Origin of the sequence: Alkalimonas amylolytica (genome assembly GCF_900107845.1) — a bacterium.
Lineage (GTDB): Bacteria > Pseudomonadota > Gammaproteobacteria > Enterobacterales > Alteromonadaceae > Alkalimonas > Alkalimonas amylolytica.
The window spans coordinates 1-21,567 of record NZ_FNRM01000015.1 but is presented as its reverse complement, the minus strand read 5'-3'; the positions used below and the strand labels follow the sequence as shown (position 1 = coordinate 21,567).

The 21,567-nt window shown below is 48.1% G+C and carries 18 protein-coding genes; 8 read left to right on the top strand and 10 right to left on the bottom strand.

Features of this window, described 5'->3' with window-relative positions; genetic code table 11:
* Positions 1–2: 2 nt before the first annotated feature.
* From BLW37_RS17965 to BLW37_RS17955, 3 genes are read left to right on the top strand one after another with little or no spacing between them, the layout of a single operon-like run.
* Positions 3–626 carry a PepSY-associated TM helix domain-containing protein gene (locus BLW37_RS17965; RefSeq protein ID WP_091345388.1) on the top strand — a complete coding sequence of 208 codons (624 nt, stop codon included), beginning with the start codon at positions 3–5 and terminating at the stop codon, positions 624–626.
* Between the two features lie 27 nt (positions 627–653).
* Positions 654–1,151 carry a DUF2271 domain-containing protein gene (locus BLW37_RS17960; RefSeq protein WP_091345386.1) on the top strand — a complete coding sequence of 166 codons (498 nt, stop codon included), beginning with the start codon at positions 654–656 and terminating at the stop codon, positions 1,149–1,151.
* A gap of 13 nt (positions 1,152–1,164) precedes the next feature.
* Positions 1,165–1,962: a DUF4198 domain-containing protein gene (locus BLW37_RS17955; protein ID WP_091345383.1), complete on the top strand. Its 798-nt coding sequence runs from the start codon at positions 1,165–1,167 to the stop codon at positions 1,960–1,962.
* A 4-nt stretch (positions 1,963–1,966) separates the two neighbouring features.
* Here the strand turns inward: BLW37_RS17955 and BLW37_RS17950 are convergent, their stop codons facing one another.
* The 5 genes from BLW37_RS17950 to BLW37_RS17930 form a co-directional block, all read right to left on the bottom strand.
* Positions 1,967–2,422 carry a GNAT family N-acetyltransferase gene (locus tag BLW37_RS17950; RefSeq protein WP_091345381.1) on the bottom strand — a complete coding sequence of 152 codons (456 nt, stop codon included), beginning with the start codon at positions 2,420–2,422 and terminating at the stop codon, positions 1,967–1,969.
* Positions 2,423–2,512: 90 nt separating this feature from the next.
* Entirely contained in the window at positions 2,513–3,262 is a 750-nt protein-coding gene (locus BLW37_RS17945; protein WP_091345379.1) for a 3'-5' exonuclease, read from the bottom strand.
* Position 3,263: 1 nt separating this feature from the next.
* Entirely contained in the window at positions 3,264–5,117 is a 1,854-nt protein-coding gene (locus BLW37_RS17940; RefSeq protein WP_091345377.1) for a DUF294 nucleotidyltransferase-like domain-containing protein, read from the bottom strand.
* Positions 5,118–5,196: 79 nt separating this feature from the next.
* On the bottom strand, positions 5,197–6,834 hold the full coding sequence (locus tag BLW37_RS17935) for a BCCT family transporter (RefSeq protein ID WP_091345375.1): 1,638 nt from the start codon (positions 6,832–6,834) through the stop codon (positions 5,197–5,199).
* A 74-nt stretch (positions 6,835–6,908) separates the two neighbouring features.
* Complete coding sequence (locus BLW37_RS17930) at positions 6,909–8,222, bottom strand: porin (protein ID WP_091345374.1); 1,314 nt, start codon at positions 8,220–8,222, stop codon at positions 6,909–6,911.
* A 123-nt stretch (positions 8,223–8,345) separates the two neighbouring features.
* Between BLW37_RS17930 and BLW37_RS18760 the strand changes: the two genes are divergently transcribed.
* A complete protein-coding gene (locus BLW37_RS18760; RefSeq protein WP_091345372.1) occupies positions 8,346–10,469 on the top strand; it encodes a methyl-accepting chemotaxis protein in 2,124 nt (707 codons plus the stop codon).
* A gap of 38 nt (positions 10,470–10,507) precedes the next feature.
* Here BLW37_RS18760 and cysM read toward each other — a convergent pair whose 3' ends face one another.
* Both cysM and BLW37_RS17915 read right to left on the bottom strand, forming a co-directional pair.
* Positions 10,508–11,395, bottom strand: a complete 888-nt coding sequence (gene cysM / locus BLW37_RS17920) for a cysteine synthase CysM (protein ID WP_091345370.1) — start codon at positions 11,393–11,395, stop codon at positions 10,508–10,510.
* A 35-nt stretch (positions 11,396–11,430) separates the two neighbouring features.
* Positions 11,431–12,183: an RNA methyltransferase gene (locus tag BLW37_RS17915; RefSeq protein WP_091345368.1), complete on the bottom strand. Its 753-nt coding sequence runs from the start codon at positions 12,181–12,183 to the stop codon at positions 11,431–11,433.
* A 324-nt stretch (positions 12,184–12,507) separates the two neighbouring features.
* On the opposite strand from BLW37_RS17915, the gene BLW37_RS17905 reads away from it, so the two are divergent.
* Complete coding sequence (locus BLW37_RS17905) at positions 12,508–12,984, top strand: hypothetical protein (RefSeq protein ID WP_091343718.1); 477 nt, start codon at positions 12,508–12,510, stop codon at positions 12,982–12,984.
* A 112-nt stretch (positions 12,985–13,096) separates the two neighbouring features.
* Here the strand turns inward: BLW37_RS17905 and BLW37_RS17900 are convergent, their stop codons facing one another.
* Positions 13,097–14,113: an IS1595 family transposase gene (locus tag BLW37_RS17900; protein WP_281248660.1), complete on the bottom strand. Its 1,017-nt coding sequence runs from the start codon at positions 14,111–14,113 to the stop codon at positions 13,097–13,099.
* Between the two features lie 358 nt (positions 14,114–14,471).
* Complete coding sequence (locus BLW37_RS17895) at positions 14,472–14,696, bottom strand: hypothetical protein (RefSeq protein ID WP_425426628.1); 225 nt, start codon at positions 14,694–14,696, stop codon at positions 14,472–14,474.
* A gap of 230 nt (positions 14,697–14,926) precedes the next feature.
* Here BLW37_RS17895 and BLW37_RS17890 point away from each other — a divergent pair, with 230 nt between their 5' ends.
* The 3 genes from BLW37_RS17890 (at position 14,927) to gapS6b (ending at position 19,817) form a co-directional block, all read left to right on the top strand.
* Entirely contained in the window at positions 14,927–15,886 is a 960-nt protein-coding gene (locus BLW37_RS17890; protein WP_091343714.1) for a hypothetical protein, read from the top strand.
* A gap of 274 nt (positions 15,887–16,160) precedes the next feature.
* The gene (gene gapS6a, locus BLW37_RS17885) at positions 16,161–16,517 is read left to right on the top strand and encodes a GapS6a family protein (RefSeq protein ID WP_091343711.1); all 357 of its coding nucleotides are present in this window, start codon (positions 16,161–16,163) and stop codon (positions 16,515–16,517) included.
* A gap of 3 nt (positions 16,518–16,520) precedes the next feature.
* Positions 16,521–19,817: a GapS6b family protein gene (gapS6b, locus tag BLW37_RS17880; protein ID WP_091343709.1), complete on the top strand. Its 3,297-nt coding sequence runs from the start codon at positions 16,521–16,523 to the stop codon at positions 19,815–19,817.
* Positions 19,818–19,824: 7 nt separating this feature from the next.
* On the opposite strand, the gene BLW37_RS17875 is transcribed toward gapS6b, so the two are convergent.
* The gene (locus tag BLW37_RS17875) at positions 19,825–21,336 is read right to left on the bottom strand and encodes a hypothetical protein (protein WP_091343707.1); all 1,512 of its coding nucleotides are present in this window, start codon (positions 21,334–21,336) and stop codon (positions 19,825–19,827) included.
* Positions 21,337–21,567 lie beyond the last annotated feature (231 nt).

Here is a 21,567-nt window from a genome sequence, read left to right as displayed (position 1 = left end):
GGATGAAAGCAGGCCCGATCAACCTGCAGCGTCTGATGCGGATGCTGCATACCTACAGCGCCATGTGGGTGTTGTTGCTGTTGGTGTTTTTCTCCATCACCGGCATCACGCTGAATCACCCCAGCTGGCAAAGCCAGTGGGGCAGTTATCAGCGGCTGGAGCAGCTGCCGCTGCCGGCAGCGTTGCGGCGTGAGGAGTTGCCAGACGAACCTGAGCAGCAGCACTGGTATGCCCAGCAAGTGCAGCAGTGGTTGCAGCAACAGCATGGCGTGCAGGCAATGGAGTGGCGCTATCAGTTTGATAGCGATGATGGGCTGCTGGAGCTGGAGTTTAAACGCCCGGCAGGCTACACCACGGCCCTACTGGACTTGGCCGCGGCAGAACTGGAACTGGAACAGGTATTTGCTGGCTATTTGGCTTTAGCCAACGATTTACACAAAGGCCGTGATGCCGGCGGCCTTTGGACCTGGCTGATTGATCTGACCGCCATCAGTTGCCTGGTGTTTGCGCTCACCGGTTTTTATTTGCTGCTGAAATCGCAGTCGATGCGGGCCATCGGCAATACCCTGGCGTTGCTTGGTGGCATGGCTGCGATACTGATTTATCTGATGTCTTTGCACATTTAATGGTGCCATTTAATGAAGGGAGTTTGTATGCGAACACTGTTGTTTACTGCTGCGTTGCTGCTTGGCCTTAGCTTGATTGCTCCGGCCAGTAAAGCGCAGGAGCTCACCATTTCACTAGAGCTGCCGGTGATTGAAACCGCGCAGTACTACCGGCCTTATGTCGCAGTCTGGGTGGAAGATGACGCACAGCAATCGGTGCGCTTAATTGCGCTCTGGCGCAAAGAGCCGGACTGGCTGAAAGACATTCGTCGTTTTTGGCGCAAAATTGGCCGCAGTGAGACCGAGCTGGTGGATGCCCGCACCGGTGCTACCCGCACCCCTGGCCGTTACCAGTTGAGCTGGGATGGATTGGATGATGCCGGTAAACCACTGCCAGCCGGTGAATACACTGTCTTTGTCGAAGCCTCACGTGAGCAAGGTGGGCGTAGCTTGCAGCGTCAGAGCTTCCAGTGGGGAGGTACGGCTCAGCACTATACACAAGAAGCGATGCCTGAACTGGGCGAGCTGAAAATTACTCTAAACTAAAGGACCATCACGCATGAAAAACATTATTGCCGCAACCTTACTGGCACTGTGCAGCAGCGCCGCGACGGCCCATACCTTGTGGGTGTTACCCAGCCATTTTGTGCTGTCGTCGGAAGATAGCTGGATTTCGGTGGATCTGTCTGCTGCCAATATGACTTTTGTGGCCGATCGCGGCGTTAGCCCAAACAACCTGACCATTGTATTCCCGGATGGCGAGCGCCACGCTTTTGCCCAAAGCTATCAGGGCAAGCGCAAATCGCAGGCCGATCACCAGCTGACCATGGATGGCACCTACCGCATTGAGTTGGCAGGGCCTGCTCGTTATTTCACATTTTTCCAGCAGGATGGCCAGCGTCGCCGTATTGCCGCCAATAAGCAAGAACGTTCAGCACAACTGCCAGCCAACGCCAGCGAGGTGCTTACCACCCGGAGTCGTAGCCGGGCACTAAGCTTTGTCAGTGTCAATGCACCGAATCAAACGGCGCTGGCGCTTAGCAAAGAAGGCCTGGAGTTGAAACTGCTGACCCATCCGGCCGATGTGGTGGCGACCGAACCGGTGCGCTGGCAGTTTATGCTGGATGGCAAGCCGGTGGCGGATGTGCAGGTGGAATTATCGCGAGAAGGCGAATTGTACCGTGATGATGCCGGTCGTGAGCTGCTGAGCTCAGATGCCCAAGGTTATCTGACGTTCACCCCGCAGGAGGCGGGGCGCTATGTGCTGGAAGCCAGTGTGCAACTCGACAGCACCGATGCGCTGACCGATAGGGTACGGGAAAGCCTGACCCTGACCTTTGAAGCAGCCTTGCCTTAATGCATTAGCGATAGGGTAAGATCATCTTCAGATGTGGAATATCGTCTTCCAGGTAGGGCTCACTGGCTGACTGAAAGCCGTGTTGCTCATAAAACTGCTGCAGATAACACTGGGCAGAAATATGAATATCCATCCGTGGCCAATGCTGTTTGGCCACGGCGATGGTTTTTTCCACCAATACCTGACCAAGGCCTAAACGCCTGGCGGTTTGCGATACGCACACCCGGCCAACGCCAGGGTAATGATCAAACGCAACACCTGGGGCCAAAACCCGCGCATAGGCTATCACTTTGTCACCCTTTTTCAGCAGCACATGCTGGGTTTGCGGGTGCAGATCCCGATCATCCAGTTCCGGGTAAGGGCAATTTTGTTCTACCACAAAGACATCGACACGCAGTTGCAACAAGGCATACAGCGTATAGGTATCCAGTTGCTCAAAAGTCAGCACCTGCCATTGCATGCAGTTTGGCTCCTTGCAGATTATCAATACCGCTTCACTATACCAGAACTGATGAAACAGGTGCGAGCAAAACGGCTCTTAGCAAGTCGGTCAGCGCCAAAGCTCCGACAGCGGGGTGTCCGGGCTGAAGCGATCAGCGATCTGGGCTTGCAATAACTCGGCACAGGCCAGTGCATCGGTCACAGCATCATGCGGCCGGTAATCCGGCAAACCATAGCGGCGACGGCTATCCGCCAGTCGGATCGATACCGGCTCACGTCCCAGCAGTTTATCCAGCAGGCTGGGAGATCTTGCCCGGTGCAGCCGTGCTTCCAGCTCCATGGTATCAATCACGGGAAATTCGATGCCTTCGCTTAGCCGATCCAGCAAGGTGGCATGTAAAAAAGGGCGCTCAATGCCACGAAAATGCACCACCACCACTTTGCCGGCCATCTGCTGCAACAGCTCTGGCAAAATATCGGTGATATCCGGAGCGGCTTCGATGGTGCTGTGGGTAATGCCATGCACCACCACCGATTGGCCGGTCAGCGCAAACTTGGGTTTGACCAGCCAGTGTTTGGCCTGACTGCTGTGAATACGTTGCAGGCTCATCGGCACGGTGCCGATGCTTACGATGCCATCGCGGCCAGGCTCAAAGCCGGTGGTTTCAAAATCCATCGCCAGCAGCGGTACCTCGGCCATGCGGGTGTCCCCTCCCGGGATGCCCGCCTGGTAATACTGCTGCAGGGCTGGGTGTTGGGCCTGCTCTGCTAAGCTGGCAAAGTGCTTTGACCAGTCAGTCACGGCCGGATCGCCGGGCAGACGACGTTGCTTATGTTTGGGCGGGCCCAGATACAGCATGTTAGCTCCGGTTGCCCTGATAGCGAAACTTCAGGTATTTTTGGGCATTGCTCAGCACCTGAAACGCTTCTTTTAAATTGCGCCGCTCAAAATCCGACAGCCGTTCTGGTGATAGCTGATTATCCGGCTCTTCGCCGGCTTCCAGTGCCAGCGCCTGGTGGCGAATACGGGCCATGGCGATCACTTCCAGCGCATCGCGTAAATCCTCGCCGCGCCCCGGTGGTAGCAGCTTGGCCTTGATAATGGCTCTGAGCCTGGCAAAGGAGTTGCTCTCGCTGCAGCCAATCGCCAGTGCATGCACCCGAATCAGATCGGCCACCGGTGCCGTGCCACGGCGTTTAATATTCAGCGAATTATTCTGCCTGCCATCGTTTTCCATGACAAAATCTTTGAAAAAGCCAAGCGGTGGCGTGCGCTGCAGCGCATTGCGTGCCATCGAGGCCAGGAACAGCGGATGTTTGGGCGCCAGTTGGGCCATGCTGCGGTTTAACTGTTCGGCCCATTCTGTCTGACCCCAGACGCCGGCCAGATCAAAGAAAATGGAACTGTGCAGCAAGCGTTCGGCACTTGGGGCTGTGATCCAGTCGCGAAAATACTGCTGCCAGACCCGCAGTGGCTGACGCCATTTCGGATTGGTTGCCATAATATCGCCGGTGCACAGGGTATAGCTGCAGGCAGCCAGACCATGACAGACAAAGTCCGCCAACTGACGAAAGTAGTCATCATGCTGCTCTGGCACAAAATCATCATGCAAAATCAGCGCATTGTCCTGATCGGTTACTATCAGCTGCTCCTCCCGTGCCATCGAGCCGAGCGCCAAAAAACAATAGGGAACCGGCGGTGGGCCAAGTTCAGCTTCTGCCAGTTCTAACAAGCGCTGTTTAAAGCTGCGGCCAATCACCGCCATGGCACTGCCAATCATATGGGAGTTGGCATCTTCGTTCACCATGCGGACAAAGCAGGCGCGTACATCCGGCACCAGTGCTGCCAGCTCGCTGACCGACTGCTGGCGGAAAATGCTGCTGACCACAAAGAGACTGTTTTTCGACTCGTACCGAATAATGTCGGATATGGCAATGACGCCAAGCGGCTGGCCTTGCTGCAACACTGGTAGGTGATGCACATTATGGCGCAGCATCAACAGCATGGCTTCAAATACAAACTGATGATGCGAAATGCTAATAAGCTCCGTGGTCATGATGTCGCGCACCGGGGTCTCAAACGGCAAACCGGGCGCCACCAGGCGGTTGCGCAGATCGCGATCGGTCAGAATGCCCACCATGCGCTGCTCAGCTATCACCAGCAATGAAGAGACGCCGGCGGCATGCATTGCCATAGCGGCGTCACGGGCGCTGCTGTCAATGTCCAGCATGATGGGTGCTCTGTTTATCAGGGTGCTGACTTTGGATGTCATCAGTTCGTTGGCATCGGCGCGGCGATTAGGGCTGTTTTTACGCCGCTCTTCATCGCTGATTTCGACATAATCGGCAAAAAAGTCGCTTTGTTCACACAGCTGGTCAAAGTAATCGGCCGGGATCAAGTACAGCAGGGTGTCTTCAAGCGCTGTGGCCGGGAAGCGTACTTTGCGCTTTCGCAGCAAGCCTTGCTCGGCAAAGAGCCCGCCTTCACTCAGCCGGTTGTACAGCTCGCCGGTACGGCGAAAGGTTTCAACTGCGCCACTGCGGATCACATAGAGTGCATCCAATGACTGACCAAATTGCAGAATAGGGCTGCCTGCTTTGAAGTAGCAGACATCGGTGGCGCTGGCCACTTGCTGCAGCAAGTCATCCGGCAACTCTTTAAAAGGCGAATGCCGTTTTAGGAATTCCAGAATTTCAATGTGTTCAATCTGCATGGTCGGCAGCGCCCGGCTCGGTGGTCAGGTTAGGAGCACCATGATATGTCGGTGCCCCTGGCCATGACCAGTGGGATTGTTAAACTTTGCCGGGTCTGGGCTCGGACATCAGCCCCTTCACTACGGCGATGCAGGCTACCAGCAAGACGATGGTAAAGGGAAAGCCGGTCGATACCGCCATGGCCTGTAAGGCCACCAGGCCGCCCCCCAGGATCAGCGCTATGGCAACCAGTCCCTCAAAAGTACACCAGAATACCCGCTGTGGGGTTGGCGCATTGACTTTGCCGCCGGCGGCGATGGTATCGATCACCAAAGAGCCAGAATCAGATGAGGTGATAAAGAACACCACCACCAGAATAATGGCAATAAAGGAGGTAACCTGAGCCCAGGGCATAAAGTCCAGCATACTGAACAGCTGCAAGGGTAAATCGGCCGAGGCTGCAGCGTCATAACCATGATCGACCACTTGTCGGATGGCCGTGCCACCAAATACCGACATCCAGAGCACACAAGCCAGCGAAGGGATCAGCAAGACAGACACTAAGAACTCACGCACCGAGCGACCGCGGGATACCCGCGCGATAAACATGCCGACAAAAGGCGACCAGGATATCCACCAGGCCCAGTAAAAGGCTGTCCAGCCCTGGGAGAAGTTGGCATCTTCGCGGCCAAGCGGGTTGGCCAGTGCCGGCAGATGTTGCAGGTAAGCGGCCAGGTTACTGACAAAGCCGGTTAGGATAGCGATGGTTGGACCAACGATAATCACAAACAGCATCAGCAGCGCCGCCAGCGTCATATTGATTTCCGACAGGCGTTTCACACCGGCTTCCAGGCCTGCCAACACCGAAATCAAAGCTATCAGCGTAATGCCAATCACCAGCAGCACCTGCATGGCGGTATCCTGCGGCAGGCCAAACAGGTAATTCAGGCCGGCACTGGCTTGGGATGCGCCAAGGCCAAGTGAGGTGGCAAGGCCAAATAACGTAGCAAAGACTGCAAGAATATCAATGACATGACCAGGCCAGCCCCAGACCCGCTCACCGAGCAGTGGGTAAAACACCGACCGCATGGTCAGCGGCAGGCCTTTGTTAAAGGAGAATAGGGCGAGACCAAGCGCCAGCACCGCATAAATGGCCCAGGGGTGCAGGGCCCAGTGGTAGATGGTGGCCGCCATGCCAAGGCGCTCGGCGGCTGCGGCATCGCCACCAGCCCCGGCGAGCGGTGCCCAATCGGTGCGCACACCATCTTCAAAGCTGGTGCCGCCATAGGCGCTGCTAAAATGCGATAAGGGTTCCGAGACGCCATAAAACATCAGACCGATCCCCATACCGGCGGCAAACAGCATGGAAAACCAGCCGAGGTAACCAAAGTCCGGCGTGGCTTCGGTACCACCCAGCCGCACTTTGCCAAGTGGCGATACAATCAGCACCAGACACAACAGTACAAAGATATTGGCAGCGCTGATAAAGAACCAGTCCAGATTGGAAGTCAGCCAGCCGCGCATGCTGGCAAACAAGGGTTCGGCCTGGCTGTGAAACACAATGGTCAAGAGAACAAACACAATGACGGAGAGACCAGAGATTAAAAATACCCGGTTGTGGATATCCAGGCCAAAGGGGCCGACCTTCACGACGATATTGTCTTGACCTATCTGGTAGTCGGTATCAATGGGGTTGACCTCGCCATCTGGCTTCATGGGGTCATTTGGATCTGCCATGACTGCTTCTCCTGGTTTTCATTGTAGTGGTGGTATAAAAAGCAAAGGCCTGTGTCAGGCCTTTGCTGGGCAGGCTAGAAATAATAGCCAATATTGATGTTAAAGCGCCGCTCGGTGTCGTTGCTGTCACCGGAGGCGGAGCCGCCAACAAAGGGCTGGTTGCGGGCATGCACCAGATCAAAGTAAGTAAAAAAACCACCAGCCGCCACCGAGAAGCCAGTGACATTCATCCAGGTGTCGGCGGTATTATCCGATTTGTCGTACACCAGGCCGTAATTGTTGTAAAACTGCATCCAGGTCACCGGCCCCCATTCGATGGGCAGGCTGTAAGCCAGGTTGAGGGTACTGGTTTTGGCTTTGGCGGCAATGCTGTCAAAGAAAGCGTAACTACCTACCGCCATCCGGTCCATACCATCGACATGGTAGCGATACTCACCATGTTGCAACTGCAGATTCCAGCGATCAAAATGGCTGTTCAGGTGCAGTGCCCAGGCGTTGTAATTGCCGGCCCGGCTTAAGCCATCGTGCAAACCGCCATGCAGGGCGGACACACCTATTTCGGTGGTAAAGCCTTCACGGTGATCAAAATGATAGGCAAAACGGCCGGACAGGGTGTTGTATTCCCCCAGCGGCTGGGTCGGGTCATCATAAATGCCATCGCCAGGTAAACGGAAACCGACTACATCGTACGAATAGCGATCGGCCCGGCTGCTGACATAGCCATCGACCCCGCCCAGTTCATCATTTTTGAAAAAGGCCAGATCCAGCTGCCAGTTGTCTTTGACGCGGCGTTTAAACAGGATGCCTAAATCGTGATCATCTTCCAGCCCGATGTAGTAGTTGGTACTGAAAAAGTAATTGTGCGAGTTATAAGGCCAGTTGCCAAAGGGGACCTGAGTAATGCCGGCCTGGACTTGCCAATCTTCGTTCAGTTGATAGCCAACATAAGCGTATTTCACTGCCGTCATGTAATCGAAAAAGCGAATTTCAGCATTCAGCAACACATCGCCAATGCTGCCGTGTAAATTAAGGCGGAAAATATCAAAGGCAAAGTCGCCGCCGCGGTTTTTATTGCCATCGCTGTAGGAGGTATGGCTGTAATTGGTGCGGATGGAACCGCCCAGCGAGATGCCATCGCTGCTTGCTGTGGCAGGCTCCAGACTGGCCAGGGTAGAGGCTACTTCGGTACTGCTTTGTTCTACACTTTCAATGCTTTGTTGCTGGACGGTCAGCTGTTGCTCCTGCAGCTCAATTTTTTGCTCCAGCAGGTTCAGTTGCTGTTTTAACCGCTCCAGTTGCTGGCGCAGTTCATCCAGCTCGGAAGCCTGCAGCGTGAGAGGAGTAAATGTCAAGGCGAGACAAAGCGCCAAGCGACTTTTGCAGTGCATGGGATTACCTGTTTGATCTAAATAAAGATTTGTAAAAAGATCATAGCTTAAATCTGGCGGGAACCCAAATTTGCCGCATAATTAACAAGGCCTTTGTTGTTTACATTAACTTGGAAAATCGTCATGTCGGCTTTTGCCTTTAAAACCATGCGTAGCCAGATATCCGTGATAGCGGGTAGCTGTTTGATTCTGGCGGTTGCCGCCAGTATTGGGTTGGGTGTGTTGTTGTCGCATCAGTTGTTTCAGTTTAATCGCAGCAGCAGTACAGCGTTATTTCAGCAGGAAGTTGAGCGATCCCTGAGTAATCAGTTGCAGGTGAGGGCAGATGAAATTGAGCAAGTGATCATGCAGTCGCTTGGGGTGGCGCAGGGGTTGGCCGATACCATGCAGTCGTTGATTGGCTCCGGTGCAATGGAGCAGCTGAGCAGAGAACATATCAGTGAGTTGGTGCACACGGCGATGTTAAATAATCGACAAGCAGTGGGTGCTTACATTGTTTGGGAGCCGAATGCGGTGGATGGACGTGATACGGAGTTTCGCGGGGAAGGCCGTCACTCAACCGATGATGGTCAGTTTGGGCCTTACTGGACCCGTGATCAACGCAACCAATTAGATCTCCGGCCGGTGACCACCACGGATTTGTACAGTGAAACGCGGGATGCACAAGGCATGCGCCTGAATGAATGGTATCTGTGTTCACGGGACCGGCGGGGTTCCTGCGTGATAGATCCTGCCGTTTGGGATATTCAGGGGGTTCCCACTCTGATGACCTCCATTGTTCATCCGGTGCTGATGAATAACCGTTTTGTTGGTATGGGGGGCGTGGATATTTCGATGGCCTTTTTGCGGCAATTGCTGGCCGAGTTGGACCGTGAACTCTATCAGGGCGAAGGGGACTTACGTATTATTTCCTACCGCGGCTTTTTGGTCGGCAGCACCCAAAGCCAGCAAGGGGTGGGTGAGCCTTTAGCCAGCCATGAATGGCAGCAGTTGCAACCCTTGGTTCGAGCCAGCACTGCCAGCTTCCGCCAGCAGAACGACGATTTTGTCGTGACTGTTCCTATTGCGCTGAGTACCTTTGAAACGCCCTGGCTACTGGAATACCGGGTGCCTACGTCGATTGCTTTGGCTGACATGGTGCAACTGAACGATACGTTAAGCAGCCGATTTAACCAGAGCTTATTCTGGCAGGTGTTGCTGGGTATTGCGGTGGCTCTGGCCGGTGCCGGGGTGCTCTATGTGGTGGCTGGTCGTCTGGCAAAACCTTTGCAGCAATTGACGGCAATGGTTGATAACCTGGCGCAGTCGGATGGTGATTTAACCCAGCGCATTGGTTTAAAGCGGCATGATGAAATTGGTCATTTGGCCAAGGCTTTGGATCTGTTTTTGCAAAAAACCCATCAAATAGTGCGTGATACTGCTCAGCTGGTGCAGCAGCTGCAGGGATCTTCGACAGCCAGCGCCGATATTTCACAGCGTACCCATCAGCAGGTAGCTCAGCAGCAACGCTCAATTGAGCAGGTGGCAACGGCTGTTACCGAGATGTCGAGCACGGCATCGGAAGTAGCATCACAGGCATCCTTAACGGCCGAGTCGGCGCAGCAGGCTGCAAGTTCTGTACAACAAGGTGATCAGGCGGTGGTTGGTACAGCAAGGGTGATCGGTGAGCTGGCCGACAGCATGCAGCAGGCGGGGGCCATGATGAGTCAACTGGAGCAAGCCAGTACCAGCATCAACAGCATTGTAGAAGTGATCCGCAATATTTCCGAGCAAACCAACTTGCTGGCGCTGAATGCGGCCATTGAAGCGGCGCGTGCCGGTGAGCAGGGGCGAGGATTTGCCGTGGTGGCCGATGAAGTTCGAAGCTTAGCATCCAGAACACAGCAGTCGACCGGTGAAATTCAAAGCCTGATTGGTGAGCTCAGCGGTAAAACCCAGGCTGTGGTTGAGGCTATGCAGCAAAATCAGCAAATGACGGAGCAGACCCGCCAGCATGCCGATGAAGCCCAGCAAAAGCTCAAGCTGGCCATAGAGGCCACCCACCGTATCAGCGATGCGGCTACTCAGATTGCCAGTGCGGCGGAAGAACAAAGCGTGGTGAGTGAAGATATCAGCAAAAATGTAGTAGAAATCAGCACGGCTGTCGCCAGCTTAAGTCAGGCCGCAACCGATGCGGCTGAGCAAAGCCAGCTGATTGCGGTGATTGCGCAGGATATTGATGCTCAGGTCAGTCGCTTTAAGTATTAAGCAGTTTGCCATCCTGAAACCTTGCTTCGGGATGGCTGCTAGTAAATACCGGAGGATAAGTAACGATCGCCACGATCGCAAATAATAGCGACTATCACGGCATGATCCAGCTGCTCGGCCAGTTGCAGGGCAGCATGCACCGCACCGCCGGAGCTGACGCCGGCAAAGATGCCTTCCTCGCGGGCGAGCCGGCGCATGGCCGTGAGTGCATCCTGCTGGTTGATATCCATCACCCGATCGACCCGGCTTTTATCGAAAATGCCCGGCAAATAGGCTTCTGGCCAGCGACGAATGCCGGGGATCTGGCTGCCTTCCGAGGGCTGCAGGCCAACAATTTCAATGGCCGGGTTTTGTTCTTTTAAGTAGCGTGATACCCCCATAATGGTGCCGGTGGTGCCCATGCTGGAGACGAAATGGGTGATTTTACCCTGGCTTTGCTGCCAGATCTCCGGCCCGGTGCCAGCATAATGTGCCGCCGGGTTATCCAGGTTGTTGAACTGATCCAGCACAATGCCTTTGCCTTCGGCCTGCATTTGCAGCGCCAAATCACGGGCACCTTCCATGCCTTGTTCTTTGGTGACTTCTATCAGCTCGGCACCATAGGCGCGCATACCGGCTTTGCGCTCTTCGGTGGCATTGGCCGGCATGATAAGTGTCATGCGGTAGCCTTTAATGGCTGCGGCCATCGCCAGCGCAATGCCGGTGTTGCCGCTGGTCGCTTCGATGATGCAATCACCGGGCTTGATACGGCCACTGGCTTCAGCCTGCACAATCATATTCAGCGCTGGCCGGTCTTTGACCGAACCCGCCGGATTGTTGCCCTCCAGTTTTACCAGCACTGTGCTGTTGGTATGGCTAGCTAAACGCTGCAATCGCACCAGTGGGGTTTGGCCGACATAGGATTCAATGGTAAGGAACATGCTGATAACCCATCAGTGACTTTGTTGCCAGTATACCCGAATCAGCGACTGGCTGTCAGGCGCTTCAGGTTGTCGCAAATTATCGCGGCAGCAATGCCGACATTCAGAGATTCGGCATCGCCATAAGCCGGGATGGTGATTTTGCGGCTGATGCACTGGCTGAGCTCCGCACTGATACCATTGGCTTCGTTGCCAAGCACGATAAAGCCACCGTGTCGGCTAAGCTGCAGTTGATGCACATTCTCACCACCCAGATAAGCACCATATACTGGTAGTTTGCTATTGGTCAGTTGTTCTGCCAGCGGAAGATAATGCAATTGAACCCGTAAAAAGGAACCTTTGGCAGCGGCTATCACTTTAGGATTGTAGCAATCCGCGGTATCGGGTGAACAAAGGATGTGACGAATGCCATACCAGTCGGCGATGCGGATAATGGTACCGAGGTTGCCCGGATCGTTGATGTTATCCAGCACCAGGGTCCATTGCTCTGATTTGGCGTGAAACGCCGGCCACTGGGGCATGGCAACAACAGCCAGTGCGGCATCGTTGCTGTTAAAGGTGCCCACTTTGACCAACTCGTCGCTGCCGCAAACTTGCACCAGCTGCGCCGGCTGAATAGCAGCAGCATGCTGCTGCAAAAAGCGCTCGGTGGCAAAAACGGCCGGTACCTGCCAGCCGGAGGCCAGCACTTCCAATACGGCCTTTTCGCCTTCGACGATAAATTGTTGCTCCGCCTTGCGGTATTTTTTCAGCTGAAGTGATTTAATGAGCTTGGCCCACTTGGTACTGATCATGCGTTTGGCTATCGTCGAGGAAGCATAACGCTATTTTAACCAGTCTTTGCCGCTCTGTCTGATTAAATTCGGCACTACCCCCTTGCCTGTGACTTAAATCGCCTCCAGATAGGGGGTAGGGGAAACATTTCAACGCCAAGGTGGTCAATGGATAGAGTTTCCCAAGTTAAAGCGACTATCAAAGGAGTTGTCTATGCAGATTCAAATCAACAGTGATCGCAATATCCAGGCCGATGAGCGTTTGGCCGAGTTTGTGCGGGATACTCGCTATTATGTAGCTGTTGCACAGGAAAAATTTTAGGGGAGCAGGTATTCTGCTCTCCTATGACGATTCGAACACCTTCATCATTAAAATGGCTGATTGATAAATACCAGAAACAGTGTCAGCAGCTTACTGCAGTTGAGGATTCAATTGCTGAGTTAACCGTAAAACGTGAAGTCTTGCGGGATTGTATTAACTCTTTGGCTAAAGTAATTGAGATACATGAAGTTCCTATTTCAGCTGTAGACATCCCCCCATTACGAAAAAACACGAAAAGAACCAATTTAGCTTATGGTTTAGTGACCAAGCTAATATATAAGTATCTTGGTCTATTGCCTGTTGACCAGGATGCTTCAGTTTCAGAGTTTTTTTACTTCATATTAGAGCAGTCAGGATGGCACAACTATGATCCAGAGAGCATCCGTCTGTTTCGAAAGGCAGTAAGACAGCGCTTACAAAATATGGCTTATCAAGGAAAGCTTCAAAGAACCCAGTTCGGCTCCCATCATTCAGAAGCACGTTATCGCGCTAAAAAATAAATTGACCTCATATTCAGATTTTTCCATACAACTATAACTTAAATAGGGCGATTGGTATCGCCCTATGCTAAGTCACGTTTTGATATCTGAAAACGAGAGGTGAACTAGTTCATTACTTATTTTCGTTAAATAGTAATTCACTTCCTCTCCTGACACCCTCACCATAACATCTCCACCAGCGTGAATAGCCAACAATCAGAGAGCGCCTCAGTGCATCAGTGAATCGGAAGCCTTCAGTAGTTCTCCGATGATCTTCTCGCCATGTCATCTCGTTACAGTAATCAAGCATGTACCTAGCCATCATCCGATGAAAAGTACCGTATTCACTCCTCCTAAGTCGGCTGAAGAACGACTCTGCTTGATTATTATTTACACCGTCAATTGTTGAGTACTCCTTTGAGTGTTCTACTGTCTCGTGAATGAACCGTGATGAAAACATCGAATAAGCAGGGCATTCGTCTGTTCGCACCAAAGCTCCTTTTTCAATGTAATTCTGGGCGATAAACCTAGCCGCACTGTCATCTTCTGCTTTTGCCAGGAAGCATCTTGTCCTGACCCCGCCTAAACCAGGTGTTACTTGCCTAACAACCATTACTATTCGGCGGTTTCTCTTCTTTCTCTCAAAATTTGCTCGAGATATTTTACTGCGCTTTGCCCCTTGGCTTTTGCCAAGCTTTATTTTTTCAGCAATGGCTTCTGGCTTAGCTTTGTTTCTAAATTGTCCACTTCTGGGCTTACCTCCGAAGTGTCCACCATCGACATGCACCTCCCCAGACATAAGAGCTTTATCTTCAGTTCTCATTAGTGCCTCACGCAATTTATGGCAAAATATCCAAGCAGTTTTATACGCAACACCCAGTTTTCTCGATAATGATGAAGCTGAAATACCGTTTGGACTGGACGTAAAAACGAACAACATAAGTAACAACTTTTTGAATGAGAGTTTTCTATCTGCCCAGACTGTTTTTGTTGTCACACTGAAATAAGCATCACAGTGCTTACAACGCCATTGCCTCCTGCTGGCTCGAAAAAAATGCTGGTCTATTGCTCCACACGATAAACAGGACTGAGTTGTTTGATTGCCCCATCTAACTTCACAAAAAAACTTGAACGCATCCTCTTCCGACATATCGGCTATGTCCATTATCGATAGATCCCTAACCGCGCTTGATAACAACCAATGTTGAGACATATTACCTCCCCCTGGCATTTCCTCGGCAAAACCTTGCATCTACCGAGAAAAGTCAGCATAGAAAATTAATTAAAATTCAGTTGGTTGAGGCGATAAGTTGTCGCACGAACTCAAGAAGGCTTCTTTTCGTGTTGACAACTTAATGTGAAAGGGACAAAATCGTGAGTATCAAAGGGGTTCGCATTTCTTTGATAAATCACTCAGGCCAGATGTTACCGCATCTGGCTTTTGTGTTTCCGGCCCCATTTAATTCATGCTCTAGCTATTCATAGCGTCCTCCCTTTGCAGATAACGGTTAATCTTTAGTGGATTTTAAGGCTTCATTCGCTAGCCAAATGGCAATGTCTCTGACCAAGGCGAACTTTCCTCGCCTGTTTTCTATCGTAAAAACTCTTACCGGCACTGTGTTTCTAGTCAACGATTGCCGAAATGCCTCATCAGAGCGATATCCTAACGAACTCCACAACGCCTCACCGGTAATAACAGGTGAGTGATGCAGTTTTAGTAACTGGTTTTCCAAATGCTCTACCAGTTTCTGGAGCTCTTCGTCTTCGCTCACGACTGAATTCCTTGCTTTGATGTGACAGAGCAAGACTAACTACGATTAAAGTGTTTTAATATGGTTTTTCTAAGGCCTGAATGACCAGTGAAATCACCTCCATGAATTTTTATCAGACTGATTTTACTTATCTATTTTTTTATCAACGATAATTTGGCACAGGTCATGCCAAACTTTTTCGCCCCAAAAATATGTTTACTTTTTCTGACTACAAGAAGCTAAAACCGGATATCAGAGCTATTGCGACTCGATATTGGGCTGAAGTTGTTAAGCAACGGCTTGGTGTTACTACGCCTAATCAGATACTAGCGAAACACCTGGGTGAAGAAGTCACTTCTATACCAGGTTGGTCGAATAATTCTTCAAGGTTCTGGAATAGAATGTTGCAGGGTAAGGCGTTGCTCAGAGAAAACAGCGCTGACAAAACGGAAGGTTTACTACCAGGGACAAAAGCAATTTTTACTCATTCACTGTGGCAGTTGCTTGGCAGCAACAGCTTTGAGCAGGTATTCATCAACAAAATTCTGTTATCTCTTTCCCCTGAAATCAGAGGCTGCATCTTTAAAGTAAACTCAGATGGGAGCTTGCACCGGAAAACAACATTGAGCACAAAAACAGCCCAATTTATATGCTCTTCAAATAGCTTGGATGCTTTGACTTGTTTACTGGCACTTACTCTAGAAGCAAAAAAGCAAGGGCGACTGCCAGTACAGCGGCATTATGAAATGGGAGTGATGTCTATCTTCTTCCGGATGGCTGCATTAACGGGGCTGAAGGTTGTTGCTATGCAGGTTTACGAATTGATTAGCAACATCTTCAACCAGAGCGCTGACGATATAAAAAGAATAACAGCTTACGATGAGAGCCTGCCAATCCCTTCACGGATATTGCCAGCACAATATCCACAAACTCAAAGAGCATTGGGATATCTCGAGACTATTTTAACATTGGCTACGCAGAAAAGGTTGATCGGCGAAGATGATAAAGAAAGGGCCATTTTCCTTAATCAAATAAATCATACCAATATTGCTGATATGCTCATGGAACTGGTGTCCGTTGAGCAGAAATTTGAGTTAATAGGAACCAATAGCACTGTTTTATCAAAGGTTTTAAGGGAGGTAAAAAAGCACAGAGCAACAAAATCAGACTAAATTGATTCTATTAGAAAGCTTCACAATACGGATAGAACCGTTTTTGCGAGGGCCTTTGCATTAAAGTGATGTAAGCTTACAGTAAAATTTAGAAAGTATTAAATCCGGACATTACGTTGTTATATGGGGACTCCGGTGCCGCCATGTCGATCGCTGAGCCATTTCGTTGTTAATGCGGGGCTGCTCTGCCGCCGCTATACCTAACCTAGTTGGCTAGTATAATTAATTCAAGCTATCTTGTCTAAGTGATTAATTCTCAAATTTAGGTGGATATATGGAGTTTCTAAACGCAGCAATATTATCAGGGTTAATCTATGATGGTATTAAAACCGGAGCATCAATAGGTGTTGACATGCTAAAGACCAAATTAAGGGCGTGGACAATCGATGATTCGGAATTATCTCAACTAGCCAAGCACTTGAGGGATGCTGGGATTAATGAAGAACTTAACCAATTGGCAATTGAGAGAAGAATTACTGAACATCAACCTCTGTGTAGTTTGATCCAGAAAATTAGGCCTTCAAATTCAGAGATGCACGTAAAACAGGCATCTGGAACTGGTCACAATATATGTAATACTGGAGACAGCAATATAACGGTTGGTGACATCATTGTTAATGACAAAGGATAGTTAATGAGCAGTCGTGACATAAATCAGGCCTCGCTAGTAGGTCATAATATAAACGCATCTGATAACGCGACTGTAAACGTAGGCGGTATTAACTATATCATTTCGGGGATTACTTCAAATGACCTTGTAGGTTACTCTAAGAGATTTTTGAAAGAAATAACCCATAGAAACATAAAGTCAGCAAAAATATACTTAAATAGCCTGGATTATTTTGACTCGCTTGACCACGATAGTAGAAGTATCAACTCTGTATTTAAGTTTAAGCTCAGCCTTTACAATGGTGGTGAGGTGCAAAAAATAGATAGGGAGCTATTTTTAGATCTTATAAAAAACAAGGGTGTAGGACCTGTAATGCGTGACATAGTAGAGTCAATTTTCATAGAGTATTTGTCTATGAGCTCTAATTGTGATGCAAGAGAGCGGTACAATAAAATAGAAGATAAAACTGATTTTACGAATGAAATTTTTTATGAAAAGGTCGCTAATTTAAAAGATTTATACTCACGTGTTGATGCGGGGTTATCGAACGTCTCAGAGAATGAGTTATGTGCGTTGGTTAGATGCGCATTCAGATGTGAAGATATCAACTTAGCTGTTCAACTCTCAACTCAGCTCAATACAGAGTTTCCAAACATTAATAGCGACATACTGTTAGTACTTGCTAGAGCTTACCAAAACAATAAAGAGATTGGAGCCAAACATTTCTGGCTAATTGATCGTTGTTTAATGACAGCTCTCGAGGGCCTTGTCGATAGATGCATAAATTTGTCAGAAGAAACAGCCGACCCGCGCGTAACCAGAATTGCAGCAGTGTTGCTCGCTTCAACATGGTATCAGAACCAAAAGTTGGCGAAACTATGCTTGGATAACATTACTGAGGCAGAAAAGGCAAATCCAAATATAGGAAGATACATAAAACCTAACAATGAAACATCGTGCAAGGTTAAAAATATAAATTATTTACTGAAGGATAGTAGACTTACAATAGATGAAGTCGACCTTGTTAATTTATTTTATGCTTACTTTGATCATGGCATTTCAAAGCGAGATTTGATGAGTTGGCACAGAAAAGGAGGTCGATTAAATTCGAAAAAATATCGGGATAAAGATTTCCTGGATTTGTTGTTCAATATTTTAGTTCTAGATTCTTCTGATGGAAAAGATAAAATTGATCTATCAAGAAGAGTTGAAAGTTTCTTAGAGAAGCACTCGTCCAAACTTAATGAATTTAATGTGATGATGATTCATTGCTTATGTAAAGGTCTACTTGAGTTTGGTCTAGCCTATCATGTAGTGAGGCTTTTAGAGCCTTTAATTCCACAATTCCCTTGGATTTCACCTGCAATAGATACATATGCCCAGGCTTTGTTGGCATCTGATCAGCATGAAAAGCTAGAATATCTTCTTGAATCCCTTAAAGGGCTTGATGACTCATATGTATTGCGATTAGTCAAAATTGAAAGAGCATGTTTTTTTAGAGACTATGACAATGCGGTCAAGCTTTCTGAGCTTGCGGTTAAAAATTACCCTAACTCGTGCTATTGTTGGTGCATTTTACTTAGAAACCTACACTTATCTAAATGCGAACACTCTGTTTTACAAACTACTTTGGAAATAATCCCCGATGATGTGTTGAACAGGTATAGTGAGGATGGTTTAAGACTACTGCATTTAATATCTAAAACTGATTCAGACTTTGCTAACTCTATCATCTTGGAGTGGTTTATTGATGATCCAGTTGGTATGGCACTGCATGTAACTAATTTGCATTTTAGTCAACTGGAACACTGGAAAGAACAATCCTATAATAAATATCCATCTAACCGTTGCTCTCAAGCGGTGGTATACAGCATAGGGAAGCGTCAACTGACAAAATTGCTTGTAGATAATGCTGATTCTAGTGAGTACTTGATCGACACTGCTTCTCCAGTAGGTATAGCTCTAGTAGAGGCTAGTGAAGGCGAAGAAATAAAGATTGGAGCAACTATTTATAGGGTAGAAGAAAAGCTTCCCCCCATAGTCGGATCATTTCGCATATCTACGGATATTCGTGACAATATAAATGCAGGTAATGATTGTTTCTATAAGTTCACAATTGAAGAAAACTGTGTTGAGGATATCCTACAATTCATAGGCGGAATATCTGATGGTCCGAAGTTATTTGATTCTGAGATTGACGGAAATAAAATTCCACTGTTAATGAGATTAAACAAGACTCATAGCTCGGACTTAATCCGAGGTGCAGTTCTCTATCTTTGCGATCACGAAAGCAACAGATATTTTTACTTATTTTCCCAAGGTGAGTCTGTAGAACATGGGGTTATACTTGACGTCCTCTCATTAGTCTATCTCGCACTTACTGGCTTAGGCAATACGGATGTCAAATTTTATGTCACGCCTGAAACTTACGACATAGTATCTGAATGGTTAACTCGAACTGGTCGTTCTGATTATCTTTCAATAGCAAAGTTGGGCGATAGTTTTGTAAAAACCACTTCAGAGAATGTTAGAAATGATCTTTTCTATAATAACTTAAATCATATTTTTGGGCTTTGTGAGATAATATCACCAAAGCGCATAGATATGCTGGGCTCCCTGACTAAGATTCGAGATGTATTAGATGTTTCGCATTATAGTTCGTTAAAGTCCTCTATTTCTCATGGATTACCATTTCTCTGTTTAGACCAATTTTTATGCGCTTTCTATAGATCCCTGAATATTAGACTAGTGAATGCCAAAAATTTCTTGTCTGATATTAATGCGAAGTTGCCAATTAATCACAAGTATAATGCCGAGTGCTTTGTAGAGTTATCGCTTGATGTCCCAGTCTCCTTTAATGATGTTTTTGAACTTTGTTGTCAAAAAGGAAGAGGTCAATATTTAGCTGCTGAGGTAATAAGAAAACATTCTCATGGTTATCCATCGTATGAGGCTGGGCTCAGAGTTCTTACGGAGTGCTGCACGAGAGCTCTTAGTAGCGCATTTGTAGGATGTAATGGAAGAATATTCGATGCCAAGGGACAGCTGAAACTCTCACAGTGGTGTCACACTGTGAATATCGTATATGCTTGCTGTAGATCTGCAATGATCTTTTTGGATGGAGTCACATCTGAGCAGCGACTATCCAAATTGATAGTAGAGGTCTTAACAACATTTGTCGATTCTAAGCGACTAGCAGTCTTTTCCATGTTCCTTTTTCAGAGATTTGTTAATGGGCACTTCCTAAGTATAGACGCCATTAATGTTGAGATAACCTCTTTAATGGGTAAGAACACGCGGGTTAGGCGATTGGAGCCCTGATTAATTGTTAGATCTTCTCCAGTTGGGCCAGAGGATGGTTAATGAAGTGATCAATGAAAGTTTTTGTTAATGCTTTATTGCCCGATACTCTAATTTTAGCTAGAACATCTCTAAAATCTTTATATACAATTTGATATTTTATTGTATTGCTCTGAGCTTTGCGCAGTTTATCAATCGCTTCATCTGAAAACACTCCTGAAGTCCAAAACTCAAAAGTCATTTTTCTATCTTTCCAATCAGGGTGTGTAAGAGCAAATGCACGGAAAATAGGAACTTGTTCTGTAAGCCAATAATTTATTTCTTCTGCTGTTACCTGATTGTTAAAGCTATATCCCTTTCCCTCGATAAATATTAGCTCCTTCTGGTTTGTGCATATTACATCTGCTTCTTTCACTCCATTCATCGTTTTGCAGAGGCGATTTAACTCTACGGACTGAGCAAACTCAGACCTCATGGCTTCAGCAATAATATACTCGAATAATGCACCTCTTAATCTGCTGGCTGCGCCTTCAATTTTTCCTAATGAATCAAATAGCATATCAATTTTTGCAGGATTTAAGGCTTGTATTGCAACCCTTGAAAGTAGATCGGTTAACTCCCTTAAGTTTCTTGCGGTTTCATTATCAAATATTGCTGCTGTAGTGGCCGGAGAGATGCCAAGGGATTTTAACTTTCTAAAAGCTGGCTCACTAAACGAGTGTGCTAAAAAGAAACAGAGCTGCTTCCCAACATTTTTTAAACTCCTAAGTGCATTGAGCTTCTGTAAAAATGGCTGTATTCCAAGTTCGCTAACTTCATGGTTTAGCAAAATATCACATACAACAAACCCTGGTTTAGGAGTGGAGCCATCGCGACCGAAGCTTATTAGTGGACTGAGATACGATGGACCTGCTAAATCCCATGCGGTAGTGCTGACAGTAGGGTTGTTTTCTAAAGTGCGAATTGCCACTTGGTTATATGAAACGAACCCAAGCTTACGCATCCAGCTTTTGACCCCCCGAAGCATAAGTTCTTCCACAAAGATCCTTGCTTTCATTACCGGGATTAGTGTTTCTATATGATTAGTATGAAGCCCTAAATATACACAGGTGCCTATACCTTCCACATGAATTTCTTTAATCAGGTTAGCATTTTTCAGTGTATTGAGTATGGCATCTACAGATAAGTGTTTCTTTTGTTTTATCGGTGCACCGCAAGCAATTTCAAAATGCTTTTTAGGCATAACACCATCTCGCTCCCTAAGTGCGGTAATTGCAAAGCCATAGGCAGAATTAGTTGCTAAAAGTGCTGATTCAAGTCTTGCCCAGTAGAGGCCACTACCAGCCTGCTCTTTTAAAAATAGAAACTTTGCCCGTCTCGGGAAGGAAAGCCCTAAGCGAAAGATACCATTTCCTGTTCTAGAAACTCGTTGCCTAGCCGCTTCTGGCGACAACTTGAATGCTTTAACCAAGTATTCTGTTATCTCTGAACTTAGAGTGGGTCCATGTTGCTTAAGATATTCATGAACTAAATTAACCATTGTCACACTGCGCTATATATACAAGATAAAATAACAATAGCATCAAAAAGAAGGCTAAGCAGAGAGCCCTTTAAATCTGGGGTCTTGAGAAGGACTTTTTCCGTGTAAATCTAGAGTCTGTCACAGTCCTCAAAATTTAGTATTTTTTGAGTATTCTAAAATGGTGCAAAAACGGTATGAGTTAACTTTACTCACACCGCAGGTCTGCTGTGCAACAGCTACATAATAGCG